The 23026-nt window shown below is 65.1% G+C and carries 22 protein-coding genes and 3 pseudogenes; 12 read left to right on the forward strand and 13 right to left on the reverse strand.

Annotated features, from left to right (window positions below):
- Window positions 1–3: 3 nt before the first annotated feature.
- On the reverse strand, window positions 4–645 hold the full coding sequence (locus ACLP4W_RS13705; protein WP_442386711.1) for a PAS domain-containing protein: 642 nt from the start codon (window positions 643–645) through the stop codon (window positions 4–6).
- 221 nt (window positions 646–866) lie between these two features.
- On the opposite strand from ACLP4W_RS13705, the gene ACLP4W_RS13710 reads away from it, so the two are divergent.
- The 9 genes from ACLP4W_RS13710 to ACLP4W_RS13750 all read left to right on the forward strand — a co-directional run bounded on the left by ACLP4W_RS13710 (window position 867) and on the right by ACLP4W_RS13750 (window position 10812).
- Window positions 867–1526 (forward strand): TetR/AcrR family transcriptional regulator, encoded by a 660-nt coding sequence (locus ACLP4W_RS13710; RefSeq protein ID WP_442386713.1) that lies wholly within the window; start codon window positions 867–869, stop codon window positions 1524–1526.
- 11 nt (window positions 1527–1537) lie between these two features.
- Entirely contained in the window at window positions 1538–1732 is a 195-nt protein-coding gene (locus tag ACLP4W_RS13715; protein WP_442386714.1) for a ferredoxin, read from the forward strand.
- A gap of 5 nt (window positions 1733–1737) precedes the next feature.
- Window positions 1738–2982, forward strand: a complete 1245-nt coding sequence (locus ACLP4W_RS13720) for a cytochrome P450 (protein ID WP_442386716.1) — start codon at window positions 1738–1740, stop codon at window positions 2980–2982.
- Window positions 2983–3153: 171 nt separating this feature from the next.
- On the forward strand, window positions 3154–4215 hold the full coding sequence (locus ACLP4W_RS13725) for an amidohydrolase family protein (protein WP_442386793.1): 1062 nt from the start codon (window positions 3154–3156) through the stop codon (window positions 4213–4215).
- A gap of 68 nt (window positions 4216–4283) precedes the next feature.
- Window positions 4284–5453, forward strand: a complete 1170-nt coding sequence (locus ACLP4W_RS13730; RefSeq protein ID WP_442386795.1) for a M24 family metallopeptidase — start codon at window positions 4284–4286, stop codon at window positions 5451–5453.
- Window positions 5443–6570 carry a M24 family metallopeptidase gene (locus ACLP4W_RS13735; RefSeq protein ID WP_442386717.1) on the forward strand — a complete coding sequence of 376 codons (1128 nt, stop codon included), beginning with the start codon at window positions 5443–5445 and terminating at the stop codon, window positions 6568–6570. Before ACLP4W_RS13730 ends, ACLP4W_RS13735 begins: the two co-directional genes overlap by 11 nt.
- Before the next feature lies 1 nt (window position 6571).
- Window positions 6572–7567 (forward strand): enoyl-CoA hydratase/isomerase family protein, encoded by a 996-nt coding sequence (locus ACLP4W_RS13740; RefSeq protein WP_442386719.1) that lies wholly within the window; start codon window positions 6572–6574, stop codon window positions 7565–7567.
- On the forward strand, window positions 7567–9996 hold the full coding sequence (locus ACLP4W_RS13745; protein ID WP_442386721.1) for a CaiB/BaiF CoA transferase family protein: 2430 nt from the start codon (window positions 7567–7569) through the stop codon (window positions 9994–9996). Before ACLP4W_RS13740 ends, ACLP4W_RS13745 begins: the two co-directional genes overlap by 1 nt.
- Window positions 9997–10002: 6 nt before the next feature.
- Window positions 10003–10812 carry an SDR family NAD(P)-dependent oxidoreductase gene (locus tag ACLP4W_RS13750; protein ID WP_442386723.1) on the forward strand — a complete coding sequence of 270 codons (810 nt, stop codon included), beginning with the start codon at window positions 10003–10005 and terminating at the stop codon, window positions 10810–10812.
- Here the strand turns inward: ACLP4W_RS13750 and ACLP4W_RS13755 are convergent.
- From ACLP4W_RS13755 to ACLP4W_RS13770, 4 genes and pseudogenes are all read right to left on the reverse strand, one after another.
- Window positions 10809–11639 carry an SDR family NAD(P)-dependent oxidoreductase gene (locus ACLP4W_RS13755; RefSeq protein WP_442386725.1) on the reverse strand — a complete coding sequence of 277 codons (831 nt, stop codon included), beginning with the start codon at window positions 11637–11639 and terminating at the stop codon, window positions 10809–10811. The genes ACLP4W_RS13750 and ACLP4W_RS13755 overlap by 4 nt on opposite strands.
- Before the next feature lie 11 nt (window positions 11640–11650).
- Window positions 11651–12502 carry a mycofactocin-coupled SDR family oxidoreductase gene (locus tag ACLP4W_RS13760; RefSeq protein ID WP_442386727.1) on the reverse strand — a complete coding sequence of 284 codons (852 nt, stop codon included), beginning with the start codon at window positions 12500–12502 and terminating at the stop codon, window positions 11651–11653.
- A 72-nt stretch (window positions 12503–12574) separates the two neighbouring features.
- Window positions 12575–12766, reverse strand: a pseudogene (locus tag ACLP4W_RS13765) (cytochrome P450); the annotation flags it as partial.
- Between the two features lie 223 nt (window positions 12767–12989).
- Window positions 12990–13640, reverse strand: a complete 651-nt coding sequence (locus ACLP4W_RS13770; RefSeq protein ID WP_442386729.1) for a TetR/AcrR family transcriptional regulator — start codon at window positions 13638–13640, stop codon at window positions 12990–12992.
- A gap of 33 nt (window positions 13641–13673) precedes the next feature.
- On the opposite strand from ACLP4W_RS13770, the pseudogene ACLP4W_RS13775 reads away from it, so the two are divergent.
- Window positions 13674–14537, forward strand: a pseudogene (locus tag ACLP4W_RS13775) (acyl-CoA dehydrogenase family protein); the annotation flags it as partial.
- A gap of 60 nt (window positions 14538–14597) precedes the next feature.
- Window positions 14598–15059: pseudogene (locus tag ACLP4W_RS13780) on the forward strand (acyl-CoA dehydrogenase family protein); the annotation flags it as partial.
- 24 nt (window positions 15060–15083) lie between these two features.
- On the opposite strand, the gene ACLP4W_RS13785 reads toward ACLP4W_RS13780, so the two are convergent.
- From ACLP4W_RS13785 to ACLP4W_RS13820, 8 genes are all read right to left on the reverse strand, one after another.
- Window positions 15084–15350, reverse strand: a complete 267-nt coding sequence (locus tag ACLP4W_RS13785) for a DUF4190 domain-containing protein (protein WP_442386730.1) — start codon at window positions 15348–15350, stop codon at window positions 15084–15086.
- A 137-nt stretch (window positions 15351–15487) separates the two neighbouring features.
- Complete coding sequence (locus ACLP4W_RS13790; RefSeq protein WP_442386797.1) at window positions 15488–16258, reverse strand: acyl-CoA dehydrogenase family protein; 771 nt, start codon at window positions 16256–16258, stop codon at window positions 15488–15490.
- Between the two features lie 63 nt (window positions 16259–16321).
- Window positions 16322–17419, reverse strand: coding sequence for an acyl-CoA dehydrogenase family protein (locus ACLP4W_RS13795; protein ID WP_442386732.1), 1098 nt, complete (start codon window positions 17417–17419; stop codon window positions 16322–16324).
- Window positions 17416–17847, reverse strand: a complete 432-nt coding sequence (locus tag ACLP4W_RS13800; protein WP_442386734.1) for a nuclear transport factor 2 family protein — start codon at window positions 17845–17847, stop codon at window positions 17416–17418. Before ACLP4W_RS13800 ends, ACLP4W_RS13795 begins: the two co-directional genes overlap by 4 nt.
- On the reverse strand, window positions 17819–19063 hold the full coding sequence (locus ACLP4W_RS13805; RefSeq protein ID WP_442386736.1) for an amidohydrolase family protein: 1245 nt from the start codon (window positions 19061–19063) through the stop codon (window positions 17819–17821). The genes ACLP4W_RS13800 and ACLP4W_RS13805 overlap by 29 nt, the downstream gene beginning before the upstream one ends.
- Before the next feature lie 37 nt (window positions 19064–19100).
- Window positions 19101–19436 carry a hypothetical protein gene (locus ACLP4W_RS13810; RefSeq protein WP_442386738.1) on the reverse strand — a complete coding sequence of 112 codons (336 nt, stop codon included), beginning with the start codon at window positions 19434–19436 and terminating at the stop codon, window positions 19101–19103.
- Complete coding sequence (locus ACLP4W_RS13815; RefSeq protein ID WP_442386740.1) at window positions 19420–20697, reverse strand: aromatic ring-hydroxylating oxygenase subunit alpha; 1278 nt, start codon at window positions 20695–20697, stop codon at window positions 19420–19422. Before ACLP4W_RS13815 ends, ACLP4W_RS13810 begins: the two co-directional genes overlap by 17 nt.
- 6 nt (window positions 20698–20703) lie before the next feature.
- The gene (locus ACLP4W_RS13820; RefSeq protein ID WP_442386742.1) at window positions 20704–21246 is read right to left on the reverse strand and encodes a carboxymuconolactone decarboxylase family protein; all 543 of its coding nucleotides are present in this window, start codon (window positions 21244–21246) and stop codon (window positions 20704–20706) included.
- 427 nt (window positions 21247–21673) lie between these two features.
- Here ACLP4W_RS13820 and ACLP4W_RS13825 point away from each other — a divergent pair, with 427 nt between their 5' ends.
- Entirely contained in the window at window positions 21674–22972 is a 1299-nt protein-coding gene (locus tag ACLP4W_RS13825) for an amidohydrolase family protein (protein WP_442386743.1), read from the forward strand.
- The last annotated feature ends 54 nt before the right edge of the window (window positions 22973–23026 follow it).

Genomic DNA, 23026 nt, shown 5'->3' on the forward strand with positions numbered 1-23026 from the left:
CGGTCAGTCACCCGCGGGATGTCCGGCGCGGGTTTCCAGTCGCAGCTTGGCCAGTGCCTCGGCCCGCTCAGAGTCTGGCGCGCCATGCATTTCGATGATCACGCTGTGGGAATGGGTCAGCACGCCCAGCACCGCCTCGGGGGACAGCTCGGGGAACTGGCGGCCGAGCACGTCGGCCGCTTGCCTCAACTCGGCTAGCTCGGGGGACGTCATCCGCCCGGCCGCCTTGGGCACCACGCGGGTGACGTCTTGGACGTAATGCAGCACGGCGACGGTCTTTCCGTCATCGCAGATCGGGGAGTTCATCGGTGTCCAGACCCGGTATAAGAAATCGCCGGGGCTCCGCCGGTCGGGCAGGTCGTAACGCTGCACGCCCATCCAGTGCCGGACCCCGCGCCGGAACACCAGCTCCATCGAGCTCAACGCGTTGGCCACGCCATCCACTTCCGGATCGGCCGGGTTGTCCGGGAAAACGTCGAACAAAAGCCGGCCGACCAGGCTGTCCCGGGGGTGCATTGATACATGTTCGTAGGCCGCGTTCACCGCACGAACGCGCAAGTCGGCATCGGCAAGCAGATACGGCGCCCACCGAGTCTGAAACCACGGGGATTCTTCGATCGTCGAGGCCTGGCGGGCTGACAGCATCAGGACGTGTACCCCCTATCAATGAATTGACGCCAGGACACCCCACCGTCGGCGCCGCGACATGCAATCCATCGTGGCCAGTGCGGACGCGCTCCACGAGGGTCCTTAGTCACCTGGACGTCCGCCGCAATCACGTCGGACGCGGCGCTCGACGCGAAGTGTTCACCGCCAAATTAAATCAATCGCTTGACTTAATACTCGAGGCGCGGTTGACTAGCGGAATGACCGCGATTGGCCGGGCCGTTCGCTCCGATCGGGCGAGCTCCACCCAGGAGGCCATCCTGGTGGCGGCCGAGCGGCTGTATGCCGAGCACGGCATGTTTGCGGTATCGAACAGGCAGGTCAGCGAGGCCGCCGGGCAGGGCAACAACGCCGCGGTCGGCTACCACTTCGGCACCAAGGCAGACCTGGTGCGCGCCATCGAGGAGAAACACCGCGGGCCCGTCGAGCAGCTTCGCGAGAAGATGGTGGCTGAGCTCTTGAAAATGGGCCGTGCCGGGGAAATGCGGGCCTGGGTGGCCTGCCTGGTGCGCCCACTCACCGACCACCTGGAGGCTCTTGGCAACCCGACCTGGTACGCGCGTTTCGCGGCGCAGGCGATGACCGATCCTGCCTACTACAACATCGTCGTCAAGGGGGCGCTCAGTTCGCCGTCGTTGGTTCAGGTCGTCGACGGCATCAACCAATGCCTGCCCAACCTGCCGACCGATGTGCGCTTCGAGCGCAACGTCATGGCCCGCAACCTGTTGATGCACACCTGCGCCGATCGTGAACGTGCGCTTGCCGCGGGCGTGCCGTCCCGTTCTTGGCGGCCCGCCGCGTCCGGCCTCATCGACGCGATCGTCGGCCTGTGGTTGGCGCCCGTGACACCGTACGAGTGAAGGGTCTGCAGATGAAAGTGACTGTCGACCAAAATATTTGCGCATCGTCGGGCAACTGCGTGCTGAATGCGCCCGAGGTATTCGACCAGCGCGACGAGGACGGCGTCGTCGTCCTGCTCAACCCGAATCCGTCGGCCGAGCAGGCCGAGGGCGCACGCCGGGCCGAGGCGGCATGCCCTGCACTGGCCATTCACATCGAGGAATGAGAAAGATGTCGGACACACTGACGAGCAGCACGACCGAGGCAGCCCGGGAGATCCCGGACTATCCGATGCCCCGACAGGCGAGCTGCCCATTCGCCCCGCCTCCGGATGTCATGGCACTCGCCGAGGCCAGGTCGCTGTCCAGGGTCCGGATCTGGGATGGCAGCACGCCGTGGCTCATCACGGGCTACGAGCAAGTGCGCGAACTGTTTTCGGACTCCCGGGTCAGTGTCGACGATCGGCTGCCGGGGTTTCCGCACTGGAACGAGGGCATGCTGTCCACGGTGCACAAGCGTCCCCGCTCGGTCTTCACCGCCGATGGCGAGGAGCACACCCGGTTCAGGCGGATGTTGTCGAAGCCCTTCACGTTCAAGCGAGTCGAAGGGCTGCGCCCGGCCATCCAGCAGATCACCGACGACCACATCGACGCGATGCTGGCCGGCCCGCAGCCTGCCGACCTTGTCACCGCGATCGCACTGCCGGTGCCGTCCCTGGTCATCAGCCAACTGCTGGGGGTGCCCTATGAGGACGCCGAGATGTTCCAGCACCACGCCAACATCGGGCTGGCGCGCTACGCGACCGGCGAGGACACCGTCAAAGGCGCCATGAGCCTGCACAAATACCTCGCCAACCTGGTCGAAGCCAAAATGGAAAACCCGGCCGAAGACGCGGTATCCGACCTGGCCGAGCGGGTCAAAGCCGGCGAGCTCAGCGTTAAAGAGGCCGCGCAGCTCGGCACCGGGTTGCTGATCGCCGGGCACGAGACCACTTCGAACATGATCGGGCTGGGGGTGCTCGCGCTGCTGGAAAATCCCGACCAGTTGGCCGTCATCCGCGATGCCGAAGATCCCAAGATCGTCGCCAACGCGGTCGAGGAACTCTTGCGCTACCTCAGCATCATCCAGAACGGCCAGCGCCGTGTGGCCCTCGAAGACATCTCCATCGCCGGAGAGGTCATCCGTGCCGGCGACGGCATCATCATCGACCTGGCCCCGGCGAACTGGGATCCGCACGTCTTCACGGAGCCGGGCCGGCTATACCTGCACCGGTCGGGTGCGGATCGCAACGTCGCGTTCGGTTACGGCAGGCACCAATGCGTGGGGCAGCAGCTTGCCCGCGCGGAGCTGCAGATCGTCTACCGCACGTTGTTCCGCCGCGTCCCCACGCTGGCGCTGGGCATCCCGTTCGGGGAAGTGCCGTTCAAAGATGACCGCCTCGCCTACGGCGTGTACGAGCTTCCGGTGACCTGGTAGGCCCACTTTTTCAGCAAGCTGGCTACTCTCAATAATGCCGATCCGAATGGAGGGTCAATGATGACGACTCAGACAAGCACCGTTTCGCTCTATCCGCCCGGAGGCTTTGGCGCACCGAAGGATCGCCGTGGGCACGCCAGCGGCACCAATGTGGGCCTGCCTGAGGGAACCGTGGTTTTCTCCGCCGACAACCACATCTCCTTGGCCGCGGACATCTTCTACGAACGCTTCCCGGACGACCTCAAGGAGAAGGCGCCCCGGATCTGGTACGAGGACGGCGCCTATCAGGTCGGGCGCAAGGGGCAGTCGTTCCTGCCGGGCGACTTCAGCGCGGTGCTGATGCAGTACGACGACCTGCCCGGAGCGGCGAGCACCAATATCGAGGCCCGGATCCAGGAGCTGCACGAGGACGGCGTTGACAAAGAACTGGCATTCCCCAACGCGGTGCTGGCGCTCTTCCACTACCCGGACAAGAAGCTGCGTGAACTCGCGTTCCGCATCTACAACGAGTACATCGCGGAGCTCCAAGAGCGCTCAGCCGGCCACTTCTACGCCGCCGGACTGATCAACTGGTGGGATCCGCAAGGCACCCGGCGCACGCTAGATGAGCTGAAATCGTTGGGGCTCAAGACTTTCCTGATGCCACTGAACCCGGGTAAGGACGACGACGACAACCCGATCGACTACGCGAGCACTTCCATGCGCGCCGTCTGGGACGAGATCGAAGCCTCCGGCCTTCCGATCGCACACCACATCGGGGAAACCCCGCCGAAGAGCCCGTGCGAGTTCAACAGCGTCGTCGTCGGGATGATGATCAACATCGACGGGTTCCGGGAGACGTTCTCCAAGTACATCTTCGGTGGCATCCTCGATCAGCACCCGGGCCTGCGGATCGGATGGTTCGAGGGCGGGATCGCTTGGGTTCCTTGGGCGTTGCAAGACGCCGAGCACCTCGTGGCGTCCTATCAGCACATGTTCAACCGGCCGCTGGAGCACGACGTGCGGTACTACTGGGACAACCACATGAGCGCATCGTTCATGGTCGACCCCCTGGGCTTGGAGTTGATCGACAAGATCGGGGTGGACAAGGTGATGTGGTCGAGCGACTATCCGCACAACGAGAGCACATTCGGCTATTCCGAGAAGTCGCTGGCTGCGGTCGTGAATGCTGTCGGGCCGGAGAACGCGGCGCGCATCGTCAGCGGCAACATCACCAAATTCCTGGGGCTGTAGTGACAACCGTCGCGCAACCGGGCACCGGCACCGGCCTGGTGATTCCCGAAACGCCCGACGTGACCCGGATGCGTCGCGAGACCGGGGCTCGGCTGCGCTCGGCGATGGCCGAACGCGGTGTTGGCGCGATGATCCTGCTCGGCAACAGCGCGGTGGTCTATGCCACCGGGACCAGTTGGCCGCTCGGCGATGCCGGGCTGTCCTATGTTGAGCGACCTGTGGCCGTGGTCGTCGCCGACGACGAATGGCCGCATCTGTTCCTGCCGTTTCGCGAAGGCGCCTCGCAGGAGTCGGAGTTGCCCGCCGATCACCTGCACGGGCCGGTCTACCTCGAATTCGACGAAGGCGTAGGCAATTTCGCCCGGCAGCTGGCCGACCTGATTCCGGCCGGAACGGTGATCGCCGTCGACGAATGCACCGGCGCCATGTCGCGCGCGGGGAAGTCGTTGTTCCCCAATGGCGCTCCCGCCGACGCGGCGGCCATCGTCAGCGGCGCCAAGGTCGTCAAAACCCCGGACGAATTGGCCTGCATCCGTACCGCCGTCCGGATCACCGACGAGGCGATGGTGGACGTGGACAAGGCTCTGGCCCCCGGCGTCCGCCAAATCGACCTGTCGGCAAGCTTTTTGCGGCGGGCCTTCGAATTGGGCGCCACGGCCAGCATGCTCGAACCGATCTGGCAGGTCATGCCGCCCAGCAAGGCGGAAGGGGTGTGGACAACGCACGGAGACTTGGCGCTGCCGCTGCTGAGCACCGAGCGCGAACTGGTCGAAGGCGACGTGCTGTGGACCGACGTCAGCATCACCTACCATGGCTACTGCTCGGACTTCGGGCGCACCTGGCTGGTGGGCCGGGAACCGACGCCACGTCAGCAGGCGCAGTTCCAGAGATGGCAGGAGATCATGACTGCCGTCGAGGGCGTGGCCCGGGCCGGCGCCACCGCCGGCGATCTCGGCAGGGCCGCCACGGCAGCCAACGGCGGTAGCCGGCCCTGGCTGCCCCACTTCTACCTCGGCCACGGCATTGGCGTGAACGCGGCCGAGATGCCCATGATCGGAACCGATCTCGGGCAGGAGTTCGACGACAGCTTCGTCCTGCAGTCGGGCATGGTGCTGGTGCTCGAGCCGGTGGTTTGGGAGGACGGTACCGGTGGCTACCGCAGCGAAGAGGTCTTGGTGATAACCGAGGAAGGTTCGACTCGATTGACCGACTACCCCTATGCCCCCTATGGCAACTGAAGTACTGCCTGACAACCAGGCGCTGCGTTCGGGTCGCCGCCGGCGGGTGCTGGACCAGATGGCGGCACACGACCTCGATGTCCTGGTCCTCGGCCGTCAGGCTAATGTCCGCTACGTTACCGGTGCTCCCCAGCTGTGGGTTGCCGGGACCCGACCGTTCGGCGCGACCTGCGTGCTGGTGCGCGCGACCGGGGCTGTTCATTTGCTGAGCACCTGGGACGAAGGCGTCCCCGATGACATCCCGCACGAGAACCTGTACGGCATTTCGTGGAACCCGGTGAAAACCATGGCGGTGCTGGAACGCATCGACGGTGCACCCACCGCGCGCCGCGTCGGAACCGACGCGCTCTCACCGGCTTTCGCGCAGCTGCTGCCAACCGCGTTTCCCAACGCCGAGCTTGTCGACGGGGAGCTCGCGATGCGCGCTGCCCGGCGCATCAAAACGGCCGAGGAGGTGGTTGCGCTACGGGAAGCGATTGCGGTAGCGGAGTCGGGTCTGGCCGCCGCAGTCGCCGAGCTGCACCCGGGCGTGCGCGAACAAACGCTGGCAGGCGTCATGCTGGAGGCCATGGCGGCCGGCGGGGTGAGCACCCCGTCGAATCAGGAATTCGCTTGGGTGACTTCGCCGGAACACCCGTGGCGCCGGGTCAACGGTGACGGTCGCGACGGTCGTGTTCAGGACGGTGACCTGGTTGCGTTTTCGGCGGGAGTGCTCGCCGGCGGCTACATGGGTGAGGTGGGACGAACGTGGCCGGCAGGCGGCGTCAGCGGCGCCCCCCTTCTGTACCGACGGTGGGACAACCTGTGGAACCGGCTGCTTGCCGCATGCCGGCCCGGCACCGCGGCCAGCGAACTGCTCGCCGCCTACCAGGCCGCGGGCGAGCCGGAGCCGCCGATGCCGGTGGCCCGAGGGTTGGGCATGGGCTTCGACCCGCCCGTCATCTCCAAGCACCTGCCTGCAAGCGCCGCCGACGAACGATTGGAGCCCGGCATGGTGCTGGCCGTGACGGGATATGTCTGGGAGCACGGAGTCGGAGCGGTCTTCGGGCGTGAAGCGGTCCTGATCGCCGCGGACGGGCCGGAGGTCCTGACTTCCAGCCCATTCTGGCGCGGATAGAATGCCCGACAACTCGGATCCCCCGGCGGAAGAGATCATTCGATACCACAGAGACGCCGAGACGCGTGTTGCCACAATCACATTCGACCGGCCCGATTACCTCAACGCACCCACGATCGCGGCGAGGCTGCGCTACGCCGACCTGCTGCATCGCGCCGGCATTGACGACGACGTCAAGGTGCTGGTGGTCCGCGGCGCCGGTGACGATCTCGGCTCGGGTGCCGATCTCACCGAGGTCATGGACGTCCAGAATGCAACGGACCAGAATCGGCGGCTCGCTGAATATCGAGTCGGTGGCGACGAAGTCAGATATCCCCCCGATGGCTCATTTCGGCGCGGCGCCACCCTCAGCCAGTGGTATGCCAATCCGAACTCCGGGATACGCGGTCTGCAGGACTTCAAGAAGATCAGCATCCTGGAGGCGAAGGGCTACTGCTACGGCTGGCACTTCTACCAGGCGGCCGACGCGGACCTCGTGATCGCGAGCGACGATGCGCTTTTCGGGCACCCGTCGTTTCGGTACTACGGCTGGGGGCCACGGATGTGGTGGTGGGCGCAGACCATGGGTATCCGGAAGTTCCAGGAAATGGTCTTCACCGGCAGGGCTTTCACCGCCGCCGAGATGTACGACTGCAACTTCCTCAACAGCGTGGTCCCCAGGGACCAACTCGAAGCAGAGGTCGAGAAATATGCGCTGGCGTGCGCGCGCAATCGCCCTACCGACACCGTGTTCATGCAGAAGGTCTTCTTCGAGATCATGAAACAGTTCCAGGGCGAGTACATGGGCAGCATGCTCAGCTGCTTCTTCGAGTCGATGGGCGGCAGCGTCCGGCCGGATTCTGGCGACGACTTCACGTTGCAGGAGGCCATCGAGCGCGGCCTGGGCGATGCGGTCAACGACAACGACAACAAATTTCCTCCGGAGTGGCGGCTCAGCAAGGGCGCGCGCAAGAAGGCACGCAACAAGAAGAAGCCCGATCGGAAGCGAGAGCGCTAGTGGCGCACGCTACGGTCGAACCGCCACTGGCCGGTTATACGGTGGTCGACCTATCCACCGGAATAGCGGGCGCCTACTGCACCAAGCTGCTCGCAGACGGCGGCGCTGAGATCATCAAAGTTGAGCCACCAGAAGGCGATCCACTGCGTGCCTGGTCGGCGTCGGGTGCCGTCACACGACCCGGTAGTGATGGCGCGTTGTTCAGCTTTCTGGCCGGGTCAAAGCACAGCGTCGTTGTCGATCCCGGCACCGAGGATGACGTCGAGCTGACCAACAGGCTGCTGGCCGCCGCGGACGCGGTGGTATGGTCTCGCGGCTCCAAAGTGGCTGAAAGCCAGGACTTTACGCCCGATGCGATACACCGGCGCCATTCCCACCTGACCGTCATGTCGATCACGCCCTTCGGGCTGGACGGTCCCTGGCGAGATCGGGCAGCCACCGAATTCACATTGCAGGCATGGTCGGGGGGAATTGTCGGGCTCGGGCGCGGCGCGCCGGACCGTGCTCCGGTGTTCATCGGTGGGCAGGTCGGGGAATATCTGGCGGGGGTGTACGCGAGTGCCGCCATCCTGACATCGAGGTGCCACCAAATCGGCGGGGCCCCAGGACAACTTCTGGACCTGTCGATGCTGGAAACACAGATCCTGGGGCTGACCTACTATCCCGCCACCTACTTCGAGATGCTCGGCCGGCCATGGCGAGATGCACGCCGCCTCACGGTGCCCGGTGTGGCTCGCGCCAAAGACGGACTGGTGGACGTCGGGTGCGGGACCGCGCAGCAGTGGTTCGACCTGTGCGCGATGGTCGGCCACGCGGAATGGATCGATGAGGAATCACCGCTGACGATCACGGAGCAGGCCAACGTCCACGCCGACGACATCTACGCATGGTTCGAGAGCAACACCGTCGATGACATTCGGGAGCTGGCAACGGCATTCCGGATTCCCAACGCGCCTGTCGGCAACGGTGCGAACGTCGCGTCGCTGGACCACTTCCGAGCGCGGGGTTCGTTTGTGCGCAACCCGCGCGACGGGTTCCATCAGCCGGGCCACCCCTACCGGTTGCTGCCCGCGCGGCTCCGCGCGCCGCAACCGGCGCCGCGGCTGGGCGAGCAGACCGCACGTTACCGGGCCGCTACCCTGACCCCTCGCCCCGGGCCAACCGGACCCGCGAATCGTTTGCCATTGAGCGGACTTCGGGTGTTGGACATGACGACGTTCTGGGCGGGCCCGTGCTGCACCCACTTTTTGGCCATGCTCGGCGCCGAGGTCATCCACGTGGAGTCCACGCGCCGCCCGGACGGCACCCGGCTGATCGCCGGGATCCCCGTCACCGAAGAGCAGTGGTGGGAGAAATCACCGATCTTCGCGTCGCTGAACACCAACAAGAAAGGGCTGACGCTGGACCTGCAGAGCCCGCGCGGACGGGAGCTGCTGTGCCGGCTCATCGAGAGATGCGATGTGATCGCGGAAAACTTCACGCCGCGGGTGCTGGACCAGATGGGCCTGGACTTCGCCGCGGTCCAATCCATCAGGCCCGACGCGGTCATGCTGCGAATGCCCGGATTCGGGCTGGACGGGCCGTGGCGGGACAATCCCGCGTTTGCCTATGTCATCGAATCCGCGGCGGGCGTGAGCTGGATGACCGGCTATCCCGACTGCACTCCGTACGAGCCGTATTCGATCGGTGATCCCAATGCCGGCGTGCACGCGCTCAATGCCCTGCTGCTGGCCCTGGAGCATCGTCGCCGCACCGGGCAGGGTGTGCTGGTGGAGGCGGCGATGGTGGATGCCGCACTGAGCATCTCGGCCGAGCAGATCATCGAGTACTCCGCATACGGGGCTCTGCTGGAGCGCGCCGGCAACCGGGGACCAACGGCGGCGCCGCAAAACCTCTACCGCACCGCCGACGTCGACGAATTCGGCCGACTCGACAGTTGGGTCGCCATCGCGGTGGCCACTGATGATCAGTGGGCGGGGTTGCGCACCGCGCTCGGATCGCCTGCCTGGGCAACCGATCCCGTGCTGTCGGCAGCAGCGGGCCGGCGCGCACAACAGGACCTGATCGACGAGCGCCTGGCCGCATGGTGTGAGCACCGCAGTGGGGACGACATCGTCGCAACCCTCTGGGATGCCGGGGTTCCGGTGGCCAAGGTAATGCAGCCCCATCGTCAAACAGAACTCGATCAGCTGGTGTTTCGCGGCTTCTTCGAGGAAGTCGAACACCCCGTGAACGGCCGGGCTAAGCTGAGCACCGTGCCAATCCGGTTCTCCGGCGGGCCCGGGCTATTCCACACGAATCCCGCACCCACACTTGGGCAGCACAATCACGAGTTGCTGGCCGAGCTGGGCCTGACCCCAGCGGAGATCGCGGAGCTGGGAGCCGACGGAATCATCGGCCGGACACCCGCGATGCACGCGACGACCTGACCGACGATGGCGATCGATCCGTCGAACATCCTGCTCACCGGCCGCGTGGCCGTCGTGACCGGCGGCGGGGCGGGCATCGGCCGCGGCATCGCGGCCGGGATGGCCGCGTTCGGCGCCAGGGTCGCAATCTGGGAGCGCGACCCGGAGAGCTGCGCGAAGGCCGCGGAATCGGTTGGTGCACTGGGAATCGTGACCGACGTCCGAGACACCGGCCAGGTTGACGCCGCGCTGCAGCGCACCACCGCCGAACTCGGGCCGGCGACGATCCTGGTGAACAACGCCGGCGGCGTATTCTCCTCACCGCTACTGGAGACCAGCGAAAATGGTTGGGACGCACTGTATAAAGCCAACCTGCGCCACGTGTTGCTATGCACCCAGCGGGTCGCGCGGCAAATGGTGTCGGCGGGCCTCCCCGGCAGCATCATCTCGGTGACGTCGATCGAAGGCGTGCGCGCCGCGCCCGGCTACGCGGCTTACGCCGCGGCCAAGGCGGGCGTCATCAACTACACCCAGACCGCGGCGCTGGAACTCGCGCCCCAGGGCATACGGGTCAACGCAATAGCACCCGATATCACGCTCACCGAAGGGCTGGCGCAGCTCGGCGGCGAGGCAGCGATGACCCGGATCGGCAATGTCGTGCCGGTGGGGCGTCCCGGTCACGTCGACGAAATCGCCAGCACCGCCGTGTTTCTGGCCTCCGACATGTCGTCGTACCTGACCGGGCAGACGCTGCATGTCGACGGCGGCACCCACGCCGCGAGCGGCTGGTACCACGACCCGCAGACCGGGGACTACCGGCTCGGGCCATCCGGCTAGTGACCCCACCCCTCGGTGGCCTGGTCGTCGAACGTACGGTCAATCCGCTCGAATCTGCGGCGGATCGAGGCCCTGGCGACCTCGTGCGGCAGGATATACAAGCGGTTGGCCAGAATTGCGTCGGCTGTCAGCCGGGCGACGTCGTCGACGCCCACGCTGTCGTCCTGCGTCGGGAGCGGCCCGAACGAGCCCTCAGGCGTTGACGACAGTCCGTAATCCGCACCGCGGATTCGTTCGGAGTTGGAGACCAGCTTGGTCTCGACGACCATCGGGCACAGCACCGACACACCTATGCCGTTGTCCTTGACCTCGCGCGCCAGCGTCTCCGCCAACCCGACCACCCCATATTTGGCAACGCCGTAGGTCCCGAGACCGGCATTGGGCACCAGGCCGGCGAAGGACGCGGTGAAGGCGATGTGGCCGCCCGTGCCCTGCTCGAGCAACCTCGGCAAGAACGCCTCCACGGCGTGGATCGAGCCCCACAGGTCGATATCGATCACCCAGCGCCAGTCGTCGTGCGTCATCTGGGCGATCGGGCCCGCCACGACGATGCCGGCGTTGCTGAATACGACGTCGACACGGCCGAGCAGCCGAAACGCCTCGTTCGCGAGGTGGACCATCTCGCCGAGGTGCCGGACGTCGCACATCACGCCGTGCGCATCGAACCCCTCGGTGCGCAACCGGCTCACCGCCTGTTCCAGCGTGGGCTGATCGACGTCGGCGAGCACCACACGGGCTCCGCGGCGGGCAAACTCCGTGGCGGTGGCCAAACCGATGCCACTCGCACCGCCGGTGATCACCGCCGCGCGCCCTTCAAATCCGTCCATGGGACGGAACCTTATTTCAGGCAGCTACCCGCATCGATAGGCAGGGTCACGCCGGTGACGTAGCGGGATTCGTCGGAGGCGAAGAACAGCACCGCATTGCTGATGTCGATGGGATCCACCCACGGAATCGGCAGCGTGTGAAACAGCTGGCAGATCGGTGCCATGTCGTCCGGGCCGGGGTTCTCCAAGTCCGGCCGGAACATCTTGAACGTTCCCTCGTTGTGCAGCATCGGAGTGCTCACGTGAGTGGGATGCACGGAGTTGACGCGAATCATGTGCTGCCCCAACTCGACCCCGAACGCCCGCATCAGCCCGACAACGCCGTGCTTGGCGGCGACGTAGTGGCCGGTATGCGGGTAGGCCTTGAGCCCGCCGACCGAGCTGGTCAGGATGATCGACCCGCCACGGCCGCCGGCCAGGATATGCGGGACACCGGCTTTCACGGTTTTCCACACCCCGGACAAGTTGACGTCGATCATCTCCGTCCAGTCTTCTTCGCTGGTCTTGTCGAGCGTTTCACCGCCGTTGCCGATGCCCGCGTTGGCCACGATGATGTCCAGTCGGCCCAGCTGCTCCACACCGCTGTCCACGGCGGCCTTCAGCGCGTCGTAGTCGCGCACGTCGACTTCGGCGGTGACGATTCTGCGGTTATGACCCTTGACGAGGTCGGCCGTCTCCGCCAGGTCCTCCGGCGTCGACGCTGGGATCGCGCTGCCTTCCACCGCGGACTCGCGGATGGGCTTACAAATGTCGATGGCGATGATGTCGGCGCCTTCCTGCGCCAACCGCACCGCGTGGCTACGGCCCTGACCGCGTGCCGCCCCGCTGATGAAAGCTACTTTGCCCTCAACACGTCCAGCCATGACTACCTCATTTCCTGACTAACGATGGAATCCCTGCCTGTTCGACGTTCCTGCCTGTTCGATCGGCGTGCCTCAGCGGAGTACAGCCGGCATCGTCTCCCAGCCCCGGACGGTGGAAGTCGGGGAGAGCTTGGCGTTGGTAAGCTCGATATCCCACTCGGGGAAGCGCTTCAAGATCTCTTCGAGCGCGATGCGGCCCTCGATCCGAGCCAGCGCCGAGCCGAGGCAGTAATGGGTGCCGACACTGAACGTCAGATGTTGGCGTCTGGCCGCGCTGACTGTCACCGGTACTCAATCGCCTCTCGCCGGAATCCGCGTTCCCCGGAATCGCGGATCGTGCCGCTTTGAACTCTGTCATCACCCCACCAAGGGTGTCAACGACGAATCCGTTTCGGCTACTTGTGATTCTGAATATTAGAGAATTTGATTCTCGGCGGGCAAATCACGTGCGCTATTTGCTCAGCGCGGTGATGGTGTCCGACGCGCGCTAGCCGACGAATCCGCGTGAGCAGAAGTCCCACACCTCATCGGCGGTGATGGGATGGACCGTCGCGTCGTCGGAGCCGCCGCTGGATTGCGCGATGAACATGACCGTCTGCATGGTCATGGCGGCGATCCGCCTCGGATTGATGCCGGCGCGCAACTCGCCGGCATCGCTTGCGGCTTCCATGAGCTCGGCCAGCAACGCCACCAGCGGCGCATGTGCCACCTTGACCTCGGCCGGATGCGTGACCAGCAACCGCGGCGCAAAGTCGGTGAACAGCGGCCGCTTGGCCGTCGGGTCGGGACGGGACGCCTCGTACAACAGCTCGACGGCGACCTTGAGCCGCTCCAGCGCATCGGTGTGGTTTTCGGTGGCGGCACGGATCTGGTCCGCGGATCGGCTCAGCGCGTCTTCGAACAGTGCGAGCAGCAACTCGTGCTTGCCGTCAAACTGCAGGTAGAAGCTCCGCAACGACTGGCGGGACCGGTCCACGACCTCCTGGACCGTAAAGTCTGTGCTGCCCTTTTCGATGATGATGGCCTGCGCCGCGTCGAGGAAACGCTGAACGCGCTGCGCTGCCCGCAGTTTCGCGGTCTTGATGGACCGCTCGACGGCGCGCTGCTTCCAGGCGGGCTCTTCGCTTGGGCTGGTCACGGGCGACTCACACGATTGCCGCGTGGGGAGAACATGGTTGGACTCTACCGGAGAACGCCGTGCCATCGCTGTGCTCGACCCCCCTCGCGACGTCGTGTCGGAGATTGTAACTTTCTCACGACGAGAATACTATTCTCTTACACGTGTGTATGGAAGCGGAATCGCAAGAGCGGGACGCGCGGTCCCGGAGAATCACAAAATCTCGATCCGTTCCGCGAGCGCCAGGGAGTTTCGGGGAATGCTGTGCAGCTGACCTTTGACGCCGACGTCGAGGCGTTCCGCGCCGAATTCGTCGCTTTCCTGGACGCGCATTTACCTTCGGAAGCTGAAGCCTTCGACCGCCCGCGGTCCAGTTCGGACATCCCTCAGTGGGCCCGCCGCTGGCAACGGTTGCTGTTCGACAGCGGGTGGCTGTTGCCGGGCAATCCGCCCGAGTTCGGTGGGCGCAACGCCACGTTGTTGCAGCAATACGTGTACCTGGAGGAGTTGGGTCGGCGGCGCATCTATCAAAGTTTCAATCCGCAGGGCGTGGGCATCATAGCGGCGTCGTTGTTGACGTTCGGCACCCCGGAACAAAAGCAACGATGGGCGGTGCCGATTCTGCGCGCCGAGATCACTGCCTCGCTGGGGATGAGCGAACCCGACGCCGGTTCGGATCTGGCGTCGCTGAAAACACGGGCGGTGCTTGACGGCGACCATTTCGTGGTCAACGGGCAGAAGGTGTGGACGTCGGGCGCCCACGACGCGGATGTGCTGTTGGCGTTCGTGCGTACGGACCCGGATGCGTCAAAACACAAGGGGATCAGTGCATTACTGATTCCGACCGATACTCCCGGTGTGGTTCGCCGGCCGTTCGCTTCGGTATCCGACAGCGACGACGTCGACTTCAACGAGGTGTTCTTCACTGACGCACGGGTGCCGGCGGAGAATTTGGTGGGGGAGCTCAATGGCGGCTGGCGGGTGGCAACGGGCTCGCTCGGCCACGAGCGCGCCATGTTGTGGCTGGACTACGCGCAGATGTTGCACGCGCTGACCGTCGATTTCGGCCCATCGGGAACGCTGCAGCGCGATCTTTACGCAACCCTGGTGATGGATTGTTATGCGCTGCGGCTGATGGGGTCGGCGGCTTTGTCCCGGGCGGCCCGCGGGGAAGAGGACGTGCCCGCCCAGTCAGTGCTCAAGCTCCTCGGTTCGGAGGCGATGCAACGCGCCTGTGAGGACGCGCTGAATGCCCAGGGGCCAGACGGGCTCGTGCTTCATGCGGTGACCGCGCCGTTCGCCCCGCTGAACCTGGACAGCCACTACGGCAGCTGGTTCGACCGGTACGCGCGCACCTTCGCCGCGACCATCGCCGGCGGGACTTCCGAAATTCAGCGCAACATCATCGCCGAACGGGTACTGGGCCTGCCGCGCAATTAAACCCGGCTGACAAAGCCTTGGTGATCAGCCGTTTCGGGCGTCCAGCCAGGAGTAGTAGCCGATGGCGACAAGGCCGGCCACGATCGAAATCGCCCCTAACGCCATGCCGGCGATCGCGATTCGGGGATTGTTGGCTTCGCCGCGCTGTACCCGCCTCCGGGCGGTGTCGCCGGTGATCACCGCCGCTATCCCGAAGGGCACCCCGATCAGCAACCAACATGTCATGAGCGCCACAGCGCCCAGGATCAGCGAGACGACGCCGAACTCGTTTCGGGGTGCGTCGGGGCTCATTGCGTCCTATCTTACGTGCACGGACGGCTTGGTTGTCCCCCGCTTCACTGCCGCAAGATTCCCATATGCCACAGAAATTTGGGACTCACGTCGCGCGCGGCCGTCAAGCGGCGCGCTCCGGAGTCCACCCCACGCCGCTACAGCTCGGCAAGCCGTGGAGCAGATCCCTTGGCCCGCAACGTCGCTCCGGCCTGGCGGGTCAGTTCTCGTGCGCTCCCGAGCAGTCCGTCCAAGATCAGCGACCTCTTGACGTGGTGGTGCAGTTGGTGCTCGGCGGTGAAACCGATACCACCCAGCACCTGCTGGCAGTGACGTGCGGTGGTCAGCGCCGCCTGGCCCGCCGCCGCCTTGGCCAGCAAGGAAGCCAGGCCGTCGTGGTCATCTGGCCGGACGGCGGCGACGTCCAGGGTCGCCTCGGCGCCCTCGATTGCGACGAGGGTCTCGGCCAGCCGGTGCCGGATCGCCTGAAACGAGCTGATGTGCCGGCCGAATTGAACGCGGTCGATGGCATGCTGACGCGCAAGTGACAGCATCGCGCGGCTGGTCCCGACCAGCCACCAGCCCAGCGCCCGCCGCCCCGCATCAAGGGCGGCCGACGGCAGTGGATCACCTTGGGGCACACGATGTATCGGTAGTTCGCCGTCGATTGCCGCACTGGTGTGATCGCCGCGCTGCCACACCACCCAGGAGCCGCCCGCGAACGGCAGTGGGAGCGTACCGCCTGGTGCACCTCCGGCCGCGCACAGCACGACGTCGTTCAGCACAGGCGCGTGTGCGCCGGTCTCGCCGAGCAGGTGGAACACCAAAGGAATTGCGGTATCCGGCATCTCGTCGAGCATGTCGAGCCAGCCGATGTCGGCCAGCGCCGCATCGAGCTTGGCGCCCGAGGCCGCTGAAGGATCTGTCATGGTTGTTCGCACCGAATCGGCCAGCAGGCGCAGTGACTCGGGGTCCGTCAGGGCATCCACGATTCACTCCTTCCCGAGGTCGAGCAGCCGGCGGGCGATGATATTGCGCTGAATCTCGGCGGTACCGCCGTAGATGGTCGCCGCACGCGAGTACAGGTACTCCGACCGCCACGGTGTGTCGTCGAGCTCAAGCGTGCCGGGCAGCAGGTCACGGACGGTGTCGTAGAGGCGTTGCTCGGCGGTGGCCAGCAGCACCTTGTCGATGGAGGTGTCCGGTCCCAGGCGCGCTCCGTCGCGCATCCGATGCTGGGTGCCGCGCGATCGGCAGCGCAACGTGTGCAGCGCGAGATACGCGGAACCAAGCTCGAATTCATCGTGTTCGCCGGGGTCTTTCGCTTCGGCGATGAGTTCGTCGAAGCGTGAGTACAGGTAGGCGATCCGCTGCCAGAAGCAGCTGGAACGCTCGTAGGGCAGCAGGTCCATCGCGAGCCGCCAGCCGTCGCCCGGCCGGCCGAGCATCCGGCTCGCCGGGATCACGACGTCGTCGTAGTACACCTCGCAGAATTCGTCGACCCCGTGCATCGTGCGCAGCGGCCGAACCGTGATGCCCGGTGTGTCCAGGTCGACGAAGAATGCGGTGATCCCGTCATGGCCCGGCGCGGTCCGGGTGAGCAGGACGCATCGGGTCGAGAACTGGGCGAAGCTGGTCCAGACCTTCTGCCCGTTGACAATCCAGTTATCGCCTTGCGGCGTCGCCCGAGTGGTCAGCGACGCCAGGTCGCTGCCGGACCCCGGCTCGGAAAAGCCCTGACACCATTGCTCGGCACCGCTGAGCAGTCGCGGCACCATTTCCGCGGCGAGGTCCGCGGGGGCGTAGTCGATGATCGTGGGTGCGAGCACCTCGAGCATCGAATAGGGGCCGGGCTCGGCGAGTCGACGACCAACCACCTCCTCGCCGACGATCGCGCGAAGCACCGCGGGCCCGCCCAACCCGCCGACTTCGACGGGCCAGCCGTAGCGCATCCAGTCGGCGTCATAAAGTGCCCGGCTGACCCGGGCGAATTGCCGCATATGGCCCTGCAGCGAGTGGTCGGGCCCGGGGGTCAGGTCGTGCTCGTCGAGCCACGCACACAGGCCCGTTCGGAACTCCTCGACATTCACGGGGTGGGACGACCGACGGCGTGCGGGCGCCCGGAGTCGTGTACGCCGCTGCGCCGAATGAACGTCATGGCGCGGGTCTTGAGCCGCCACCCGTCGGCGGTGCGGACGTAGGTGTCGCGGTAGTAGCCGATCCGCATGTCGTGTGTGGCATGGTCGATGAAGCACAACGGCTGCGTGCCGGTCGCCGAATCGCCGTCGATGTCGACCACCGCGGTTCCGGTGAGAAACAAGCCCTTTGGTGCGGCGGCCACCAGCTCCGGGAACCTGTCCAGGCTGTACGTGTCACCGAAGGCGCTGTAGGTTCCGTCGGGCGTGAAAACGGCGACAAGGCCGTCGATGTCCTCCTGTGTGATGGTCACCGCGTAGCGGGCGAGCAGCTGCTGGATCTCGACCAGATCGTCAGTTCTGGTTGGCTGTTTTGTCGACATAGACCTTGCCGCCTTTCATGACAAAGCTGACGTTCTGGGTCACGGTTATGTCTTGCAACGGGTTTCCCGGCACCGCGATGATATCGGCGAGCTGACCCTGCGCCAGCCGCCCCCTGTCGCTCGCGTTGATGAGTTCGGCGGCAGTCACCGTGGCCGCCCGCAGCACCGCCAAAGGCGGCAGGCCCCACTCGACCAGCGTGACCAGCTCGTCCGCGTTGCGGCCGTGCGGTATAGCGGGGGCGTCGGTGCCAACCGCGATCTTCACGCCGGCTTGGTAGGCGGCCAGGATCGAGGTGCGCGCCTTGGGAAACATCTCGGCAGCCTTGGCCTGCAACTCCGGCGGGGCATGGGAGACGTCCATGGCATTGCCGTCGGCCAGGCGCCGAGTGGATACCAGGAAGGTGCCGTGCTCGACCATCGTTGCGATCGCGTCGTCGTCGACCAGGAAGCCGTGCTCGATGCAGTCGATACCCGCCGCCACCGCGTGCCTGACCGCGTCGGCACCGTGTGTGTGCGCGGCGACGCGCAGCCCACGCCGGTGTGCCTCGTCGACGATCGCACGCAGCTCCTCGTCCGAATAGTGCTGCGCGCCCGGCGGTCCCGTCAGTGACATCACCCCGCCCGAGCAACAGACCTTGATGAGCTGGGCGCCGTGTTTGATCTGGTACCGCACCGCCTTGCGGATCTCGTCGACCCCGTTGGCGATGCCTTCCTCGACGGTCAAGTCGAGCGCATGCGGTGCGAACGCTGCGAACATCGTCGGATCCAGATGCCCTCCCGTGGGGGTGATGGCATGCCCGGCCGGCACCACCCGCGGCCCGTCGATCCAGCCCGCGTCGATGGCCTTGCCCAGCGCGACATCGAGCAGGTAGCCGCCGGTCTTGACGAACAGCCCCAGGTTGCGCACCGTGGTGAACCCGGCGCGCAGCGTGCGGCGGGCATTGCCGACCGCACGCAACACCCGCGTCGGCGGGTCATCCTGGACCTGGGACAAGCCGGGTTTCTCCCCGCGTCCGCCCATCAGGAGGTTGACCTCCATGTCCATCAGTCCGGGCAGCAGGATTTGGTCTCCGAGATCAATCATGTGATCGACCACGTCACCCTGGACGTCACCGCCGACCCCGGCGATCCGGTCGCCCTCGATCCGCAGGATGCCGGGCCGCAGGATCTCACCGGTGTCGACATCGAGCAGCCCGGCGGCCTTGAGCGTCAGCACAGCGGTGAGCCGCTCGGGCGAACAGCCGAGAGCACCGTTAGATCACCGGCTCCCTGATCAGATCCACCCAGGCCGCGCCGCTGTCGGGGACTCGTGGCTGCTTCCATGCTTCGATCGGGAACGACACCATGACCAGCGACTGCATCACGTGCATGAGACTCTTTGCGTCCTCGGGCAGATCGTCCAGCGGGTACTTGTCGCAGTAGGCGATCACGTCGTTCAGGCGGGGGAATGCGGCGTCATAGAACTCCTGCATCTCGCTCATTGACGAGGCCAGCCGCTTGGCGTAACGCTCGGGTTCGGTGGCCAGGTCCCAATCCAAATACGGCTCCAGGTCGGCGAATTCGTTGGGCAGTTTACTTGCGGTGGCCATTGTGGCTGTACTCCTTGACGTAGTCCCCGGCCACCTTGTGCAGATGGCGAAGAAGGATTTCCTGATCGCACAACGGAAAGTCCGTGACGACCTTGGTGCCGATCATGGTCTGGGTTGCCTCGAGGGTGTTGGCGTCCTGCAGCGCGTACTCCTTGAAAGTCACCGCGGCCAGCTCGTGGGCCAGCCGTTCCCGCGCGTTCTTCGGCGGCACGAAATACAGGCTGCACTCGAAGATGTGCCTGTCGACCGCCGTCGGCCAATAGTGGTAGGTCAGAAACCAGCCCGGCGCCCACAGCAGCAGCATGAAATTCGGGAAGAACACGAACGAGTCGATGCCCCACTGCGGCACGCGGGACGGGTTGACCCCGGGCGGTAGTTGATCCAGCCCCTCGATATCGGGTCGCTCCCATGGCCCGAACAACCCGCTGCGCAGCACCCGGTCCATCGGCTTGACCATGCTCAGGTCCGCGGGCGGTGACTGACCGCCCCAAGTCGAGATCATCGAGTGTGGACCGGACAGCTCATAGTGCAGTGCCTCGAAGCCGTACTTCTGAATCTTGGCGGCTTCTTCCTTGGTGTACTGCCCCTGGTGCAGCACTGGCGCGTGGTAGAACTCGACGAACGCGTCGATGAACAGCTTCCAGTTGCTGCCGACCTCGGCCCTGTAGGAGTAGACCTCGGTCATCTCGTGGAACGGGTAGCCCTCGAGTCCCTTGGCCATTGGTCCGAGATAATCGACCAGTGGCTTCGCGTCTTGATCGAGGTTGACGAAGATGAATCCCTCCCACACCTCGCAGCGCACCGGCACGAGTCCGTACTTGCTCTTGTCGACTTCGAAGAACTCATCCTCCTGTTGGATGAAGGTCAGCTCACCGTCGAGGCTGTAGCGCCACGCGTGGTACTTGCAGGTGAACTGGCGACAGGTGCCTGAGGTCTCCTCATGTGGATAGTCGTTCCAGACCAGCTTGTTTCCGCGGTGGCGGCAAAGGTTGTGAAACGCCTTGACGGAGCCGTCCTTGGTCTTGACGACGATCACGGACATACCCGGGGCCGCCGACGGCAGCTCCTTGGTGAAATAGCTGCCGGTGCGTGGCAGCCGCTCGACTCGGCCGACGTTGAGCCAGGTGCGCCTGAAGATCGCCCCCCGCTCGGCTTCGAAGAATGCCGGATCGATCGAGTCGCTGTAGTCGACGGGTCCGGTCCCTAGCTCGGGATAGTTCTCTGTCCAGCTTCCCGCAGCCGGTTTCGTGAAGTGGGGCAAGGCTTTCTACCTCTCTTGTTGTGCGTCGTGTTCGACCTCGACGCCAAAAGTGTTGATGGCCATCGCAAGTGCGATGTAGCCGCCGATGGTCAAGACCAAGTCCATTCGTTGCTGTTCGTCAAGCCGCTCGCAAAGAGCGGCCCATGTCTGATCTGACACGTTGGACTTCTCGTCCAGCTCGTCGACGGCGTTGAGCACGGCGCGGTCGAACTCGTCGTTCGCCTGGCCGGTTTGGGCGGCGGCGATATCGGCTTCGGACAATCCGGCTTCCTGCGCGATCTTCACGTGGTGTGTCCATTCGTAGGCGCAGCCCCGTCGATGTGCGACACGCAGGATCGCTTGCTCGCGGATACGCGTCGGCAGAGTGGAGCCGAACAGCAGATACCCGCTGAATCGCAGAAATGCGCGGGCCAGCTTCGGGTGACGCGCTAGCGTCGCCATGAGGTTGCCGGCGTCGCGGGGGTTGCAGCGTTCCGGGGGCAGCATGACAGAAAGCGACCGCCGGACGTTCTCGTCCCACTCTTCGGCCGGCAGCGGCTGCAGGCGCATCCGCAGGCTCCTCTCGGCGTCCTCTCGACCACCTCTCGGTCAAAGAGAATCAGATTCTCATTTCTAACCAATAGACTTGCACGATTCGGTCGGCTGGTCAATGCCGTCGCGCACGGCGGTGACCGCCCGCCCGTACTGCGCCGGCACGGGCTGGGTACGACTCCGCGCCTCCGAACGACACCGTTCGGGTTGCTTCGGATTGGCGTGCTCGAACGGGCTTTGCATCACTTTTGTCGCTCGGAGGCGGCCATTTCGCGTGGTCGCCGGCCGCGCTGTCCAGCGGTGAAGGGACCGCACGGCTAGCCTGGATGTTGATTCTCACTTCACGAGAAGATAGTTTTCAAAATAGTGATCTCGGCGCTAGCCGCCTGTTCGCCGAGGCTATGCGGGGCCGCGAGACCGATGGATCCGATGAGAGGGAACGGCCATGAACAAAGAAGACATGATCCTGATCAGCGTCGACGACCACACCGTCGAGCCGCCGGACATGTTCAAAGACCATCTGCCGACGAAGTACCTGGACGACGCACCTCGGCTGGTGCACAACCCAGACGGCTCGGACATGTGGAAGTTCCGCGACACGGTGATCCCCAACGTGGCGCTCAACGCGGTCGCCGGCCGGCCCAAGGAGGAGTACGGGCTGGAACCGCAGGGCCTGGATGAGATCCGGCCGGGTTGCTACAACGTCGACGAGCGCGTCAAGGACATGAATGCCGGCGGCATCCTGGCCTCGATCTGCTTCCCGTCCTTTCCCGGCTTCGCCGGCCGCCTGTTCGCCACCGAAGACCACGACTTCTCGGTGGCCCTGGTGCAGGCCTACAACGACTGGCACATCGACGAGTGGTGCGGCGCGTACCCGGCGCGGTTCATCCCGATGGCGCTGCCGGTGATCTGGGATGCCGAGGCGTGCGCCGCGGAGGTGCGGCGCGTTTCGAAGAAGGGTGTGCACGCACTCACGTTCACCGAGAACCCGGCCGCGATGGGCTACCCGAGCTTCCACAGCGAGTACTGGAATCCGCTGTGGAAGGCGTTGTGCGACACCAACACCGTGATGAACGTGCACATCGGATCCTCGGGCAGGCTCGCGATCACGGCACCGGACGCGCCGATGGACGTGATGATCACACTGCAGCCGATGAACATCGTGCAGGCCGCCGCGGATCTGCTGTGGTCCAAGCCGATCAAGGAGTACCCGGACCTGAAGATCGCGCTGTCGGAAGGCGGCACCGGGTGGATCCCATACTTCCTGGAGCGAGCCGACCGCACGTACGAGATGCACTCGACGTGGACCCACCAGAACTTCGGCGGCAAGCTGCCCAGCGAGATTTTCCGCGAGCACTTCCTGACGTGCTTCATCAGCGACAAGGTGGGAGTCAAGCTGCGCAACATGATCGGCATCGATAACATCGCCTGGGAGGCCGACTACCCGCACAGCGACTCGATGTGGCCGGGCGCACCGGAGGAGCTTTGGGATGTCCTCAGTCTGAATAACGTGCCGGACGGCGAGATCAACAAGATGACCTACGAGAATTCGATGCGGTGGTACTCGTTCGACCCGTTCACCCACATCACCCGGGAGCAGGCGGCGGTCGGCGCGCTGCGTAAGGCCGCCGAGGGACACGACGTGTCCATTCAGGCACTGAGCCACCACAAAGAAACTCGGGCGGGTTCGTCCGTCGCGGACTTTACGGCTAACGCGAAAGCCCTCACCGGCAATAAGGACTGAGGAACCACCGGAACGCGACAGCGCCGGTGCATGAACTGAGCTAAGGAGATCCGC

The organism is Mycobacterium sp. (assembly GCF_052145595.1).
Taxonomy (GTDB): Bacteria; Actinomycetota; Actinomycetes; order Mycobacteriales; family Mycobacteriaceae; genus Mycobacterium.

What these genes read in the sequence shown, in the direction of transcription:
- ACLP4W_RS13790 (WP_442386797.1), bottom strand. Translation starts at nt 16,258, where the DNA reads ATGACAGATCCTTCAGCGGCCTCGGGCGCCAAGCTCGATGCGGCGCTG.
- ACLP4W_RS13810 (WP_442386738.1), bottom strand. Translation starts at nt 19,436, where the DNA reads ATGGCCACCGCAAGTAAACTGCCCAACGAATTCGCCGACCTGGAGCCG.
- ACLP4W_RS13710 (WP_442386713.1), top strand. Translation starts at nt 867, where the DNA reads ATGACCGCGATTGGCCGGGCCGTTCGCTCCGATCGGGCGAGCTCCACC.
- ACLP4W_RS13740 (WP_442386719.1), top strand. Translation starts at nt 6,572, where the DNA reads ATGCCCGACAACTCGGATCCCCCGGCGGAAGAGATCATTCGATACCAC.
- ACLP4W_RS13720 (WP_442386716.1), top strand. Translation starts at nt 1,738, where the DNA reads ATGTCGGACACACTGACGAGCAGCACGACCGAGGCAGCCCGGGAGATC.
- ACLP4W_RS13750 (WP_442386723.1), top strand. Translation starts at nt 10,003, where the DNA reads ATGGCGATCGATCCGTCGAACATCCTGCTCACCGGCCGCGTGGCCGTC.
- ACLP4W_RS13735 (WP_442386717.1), top strand. Translation starts at nt 5,443, where the DNA reads ATGGCAACTGAAGTACTGCCTGACAACCAGGCGCTGCGTTCGGGTCGC.
- ACLP4W_RS13755 (WP_442386725.1), bottom strand. Translation starts at nt 11,639, where the DNA reads ATGGACGGATTTGAAGGGCGCGCGGCGGTGATCACCGGCGGTGCGAGT.
- ACLP4W_RS13730 (WP_442386795.1), top strand. Translation starts at nt 4,284, where the DNA reads ATGCGTCGCGAGACCGGGGCTCGGCTGCGCTCGGCGATGGCCGAACGC.
- ACLP4W_RS13785 (WP_442386730.1), bottom strand. Translation starts at nt 15,350, where the DNA reads ATGAGCCCCGACGCACCCCGAAACGAGTTCGGCGTCGTCTCGCTGATC.
- ACLP4W_RS13800 (WP_442386734.1), bottom strand. Translation starts at nt 17,847, where the DNA reads ATGTCGACAAAACAGCCAACCAGAACTGACGATCTGGTCGAGATCCAG.
- ACLP4W_RS13705 (WP_442386711.1), bottom strand. Translation starts at nt 645, where the DNA reads ATGCTGTCAGCCCGCCAGGCCTCGACGATCGAAGAATCCCCGTGGTTT.
- ACLP4W_RS13715 (WP_442386714.1), top strand. Translation starts at nt 1,538, where the DNA reads ATGAAAGTGACTGTCGACCAAAATATTTGCGCATCGTCGGGCAACTGC.
- ACLP4W_RS13820 (WP_442386742.1), bottom strand. Translation starts at nt 21,246, where the DNA reads ATGCGCCTGCAGCCGCTGCCGGCCGAAGAGTGGGACGAGAACGTCCGG.
- ACLP4W_RS13760 (WP_442386727.1), bottom strand. Translation starts at nt 12,502, where the DNA reads ATGGCTGGACGTGTTGAGGGCAAAGTAGCTTTCATCAGCGGGGCGGCA.
- ACLP4W_RS13825 (WP_442386743.1), top strand. Translation starts at nt 21,674, where the DNA reads ATGAACAAAGAAGACATGATCCTGATCAGCGTCGACGACCACACCGTC.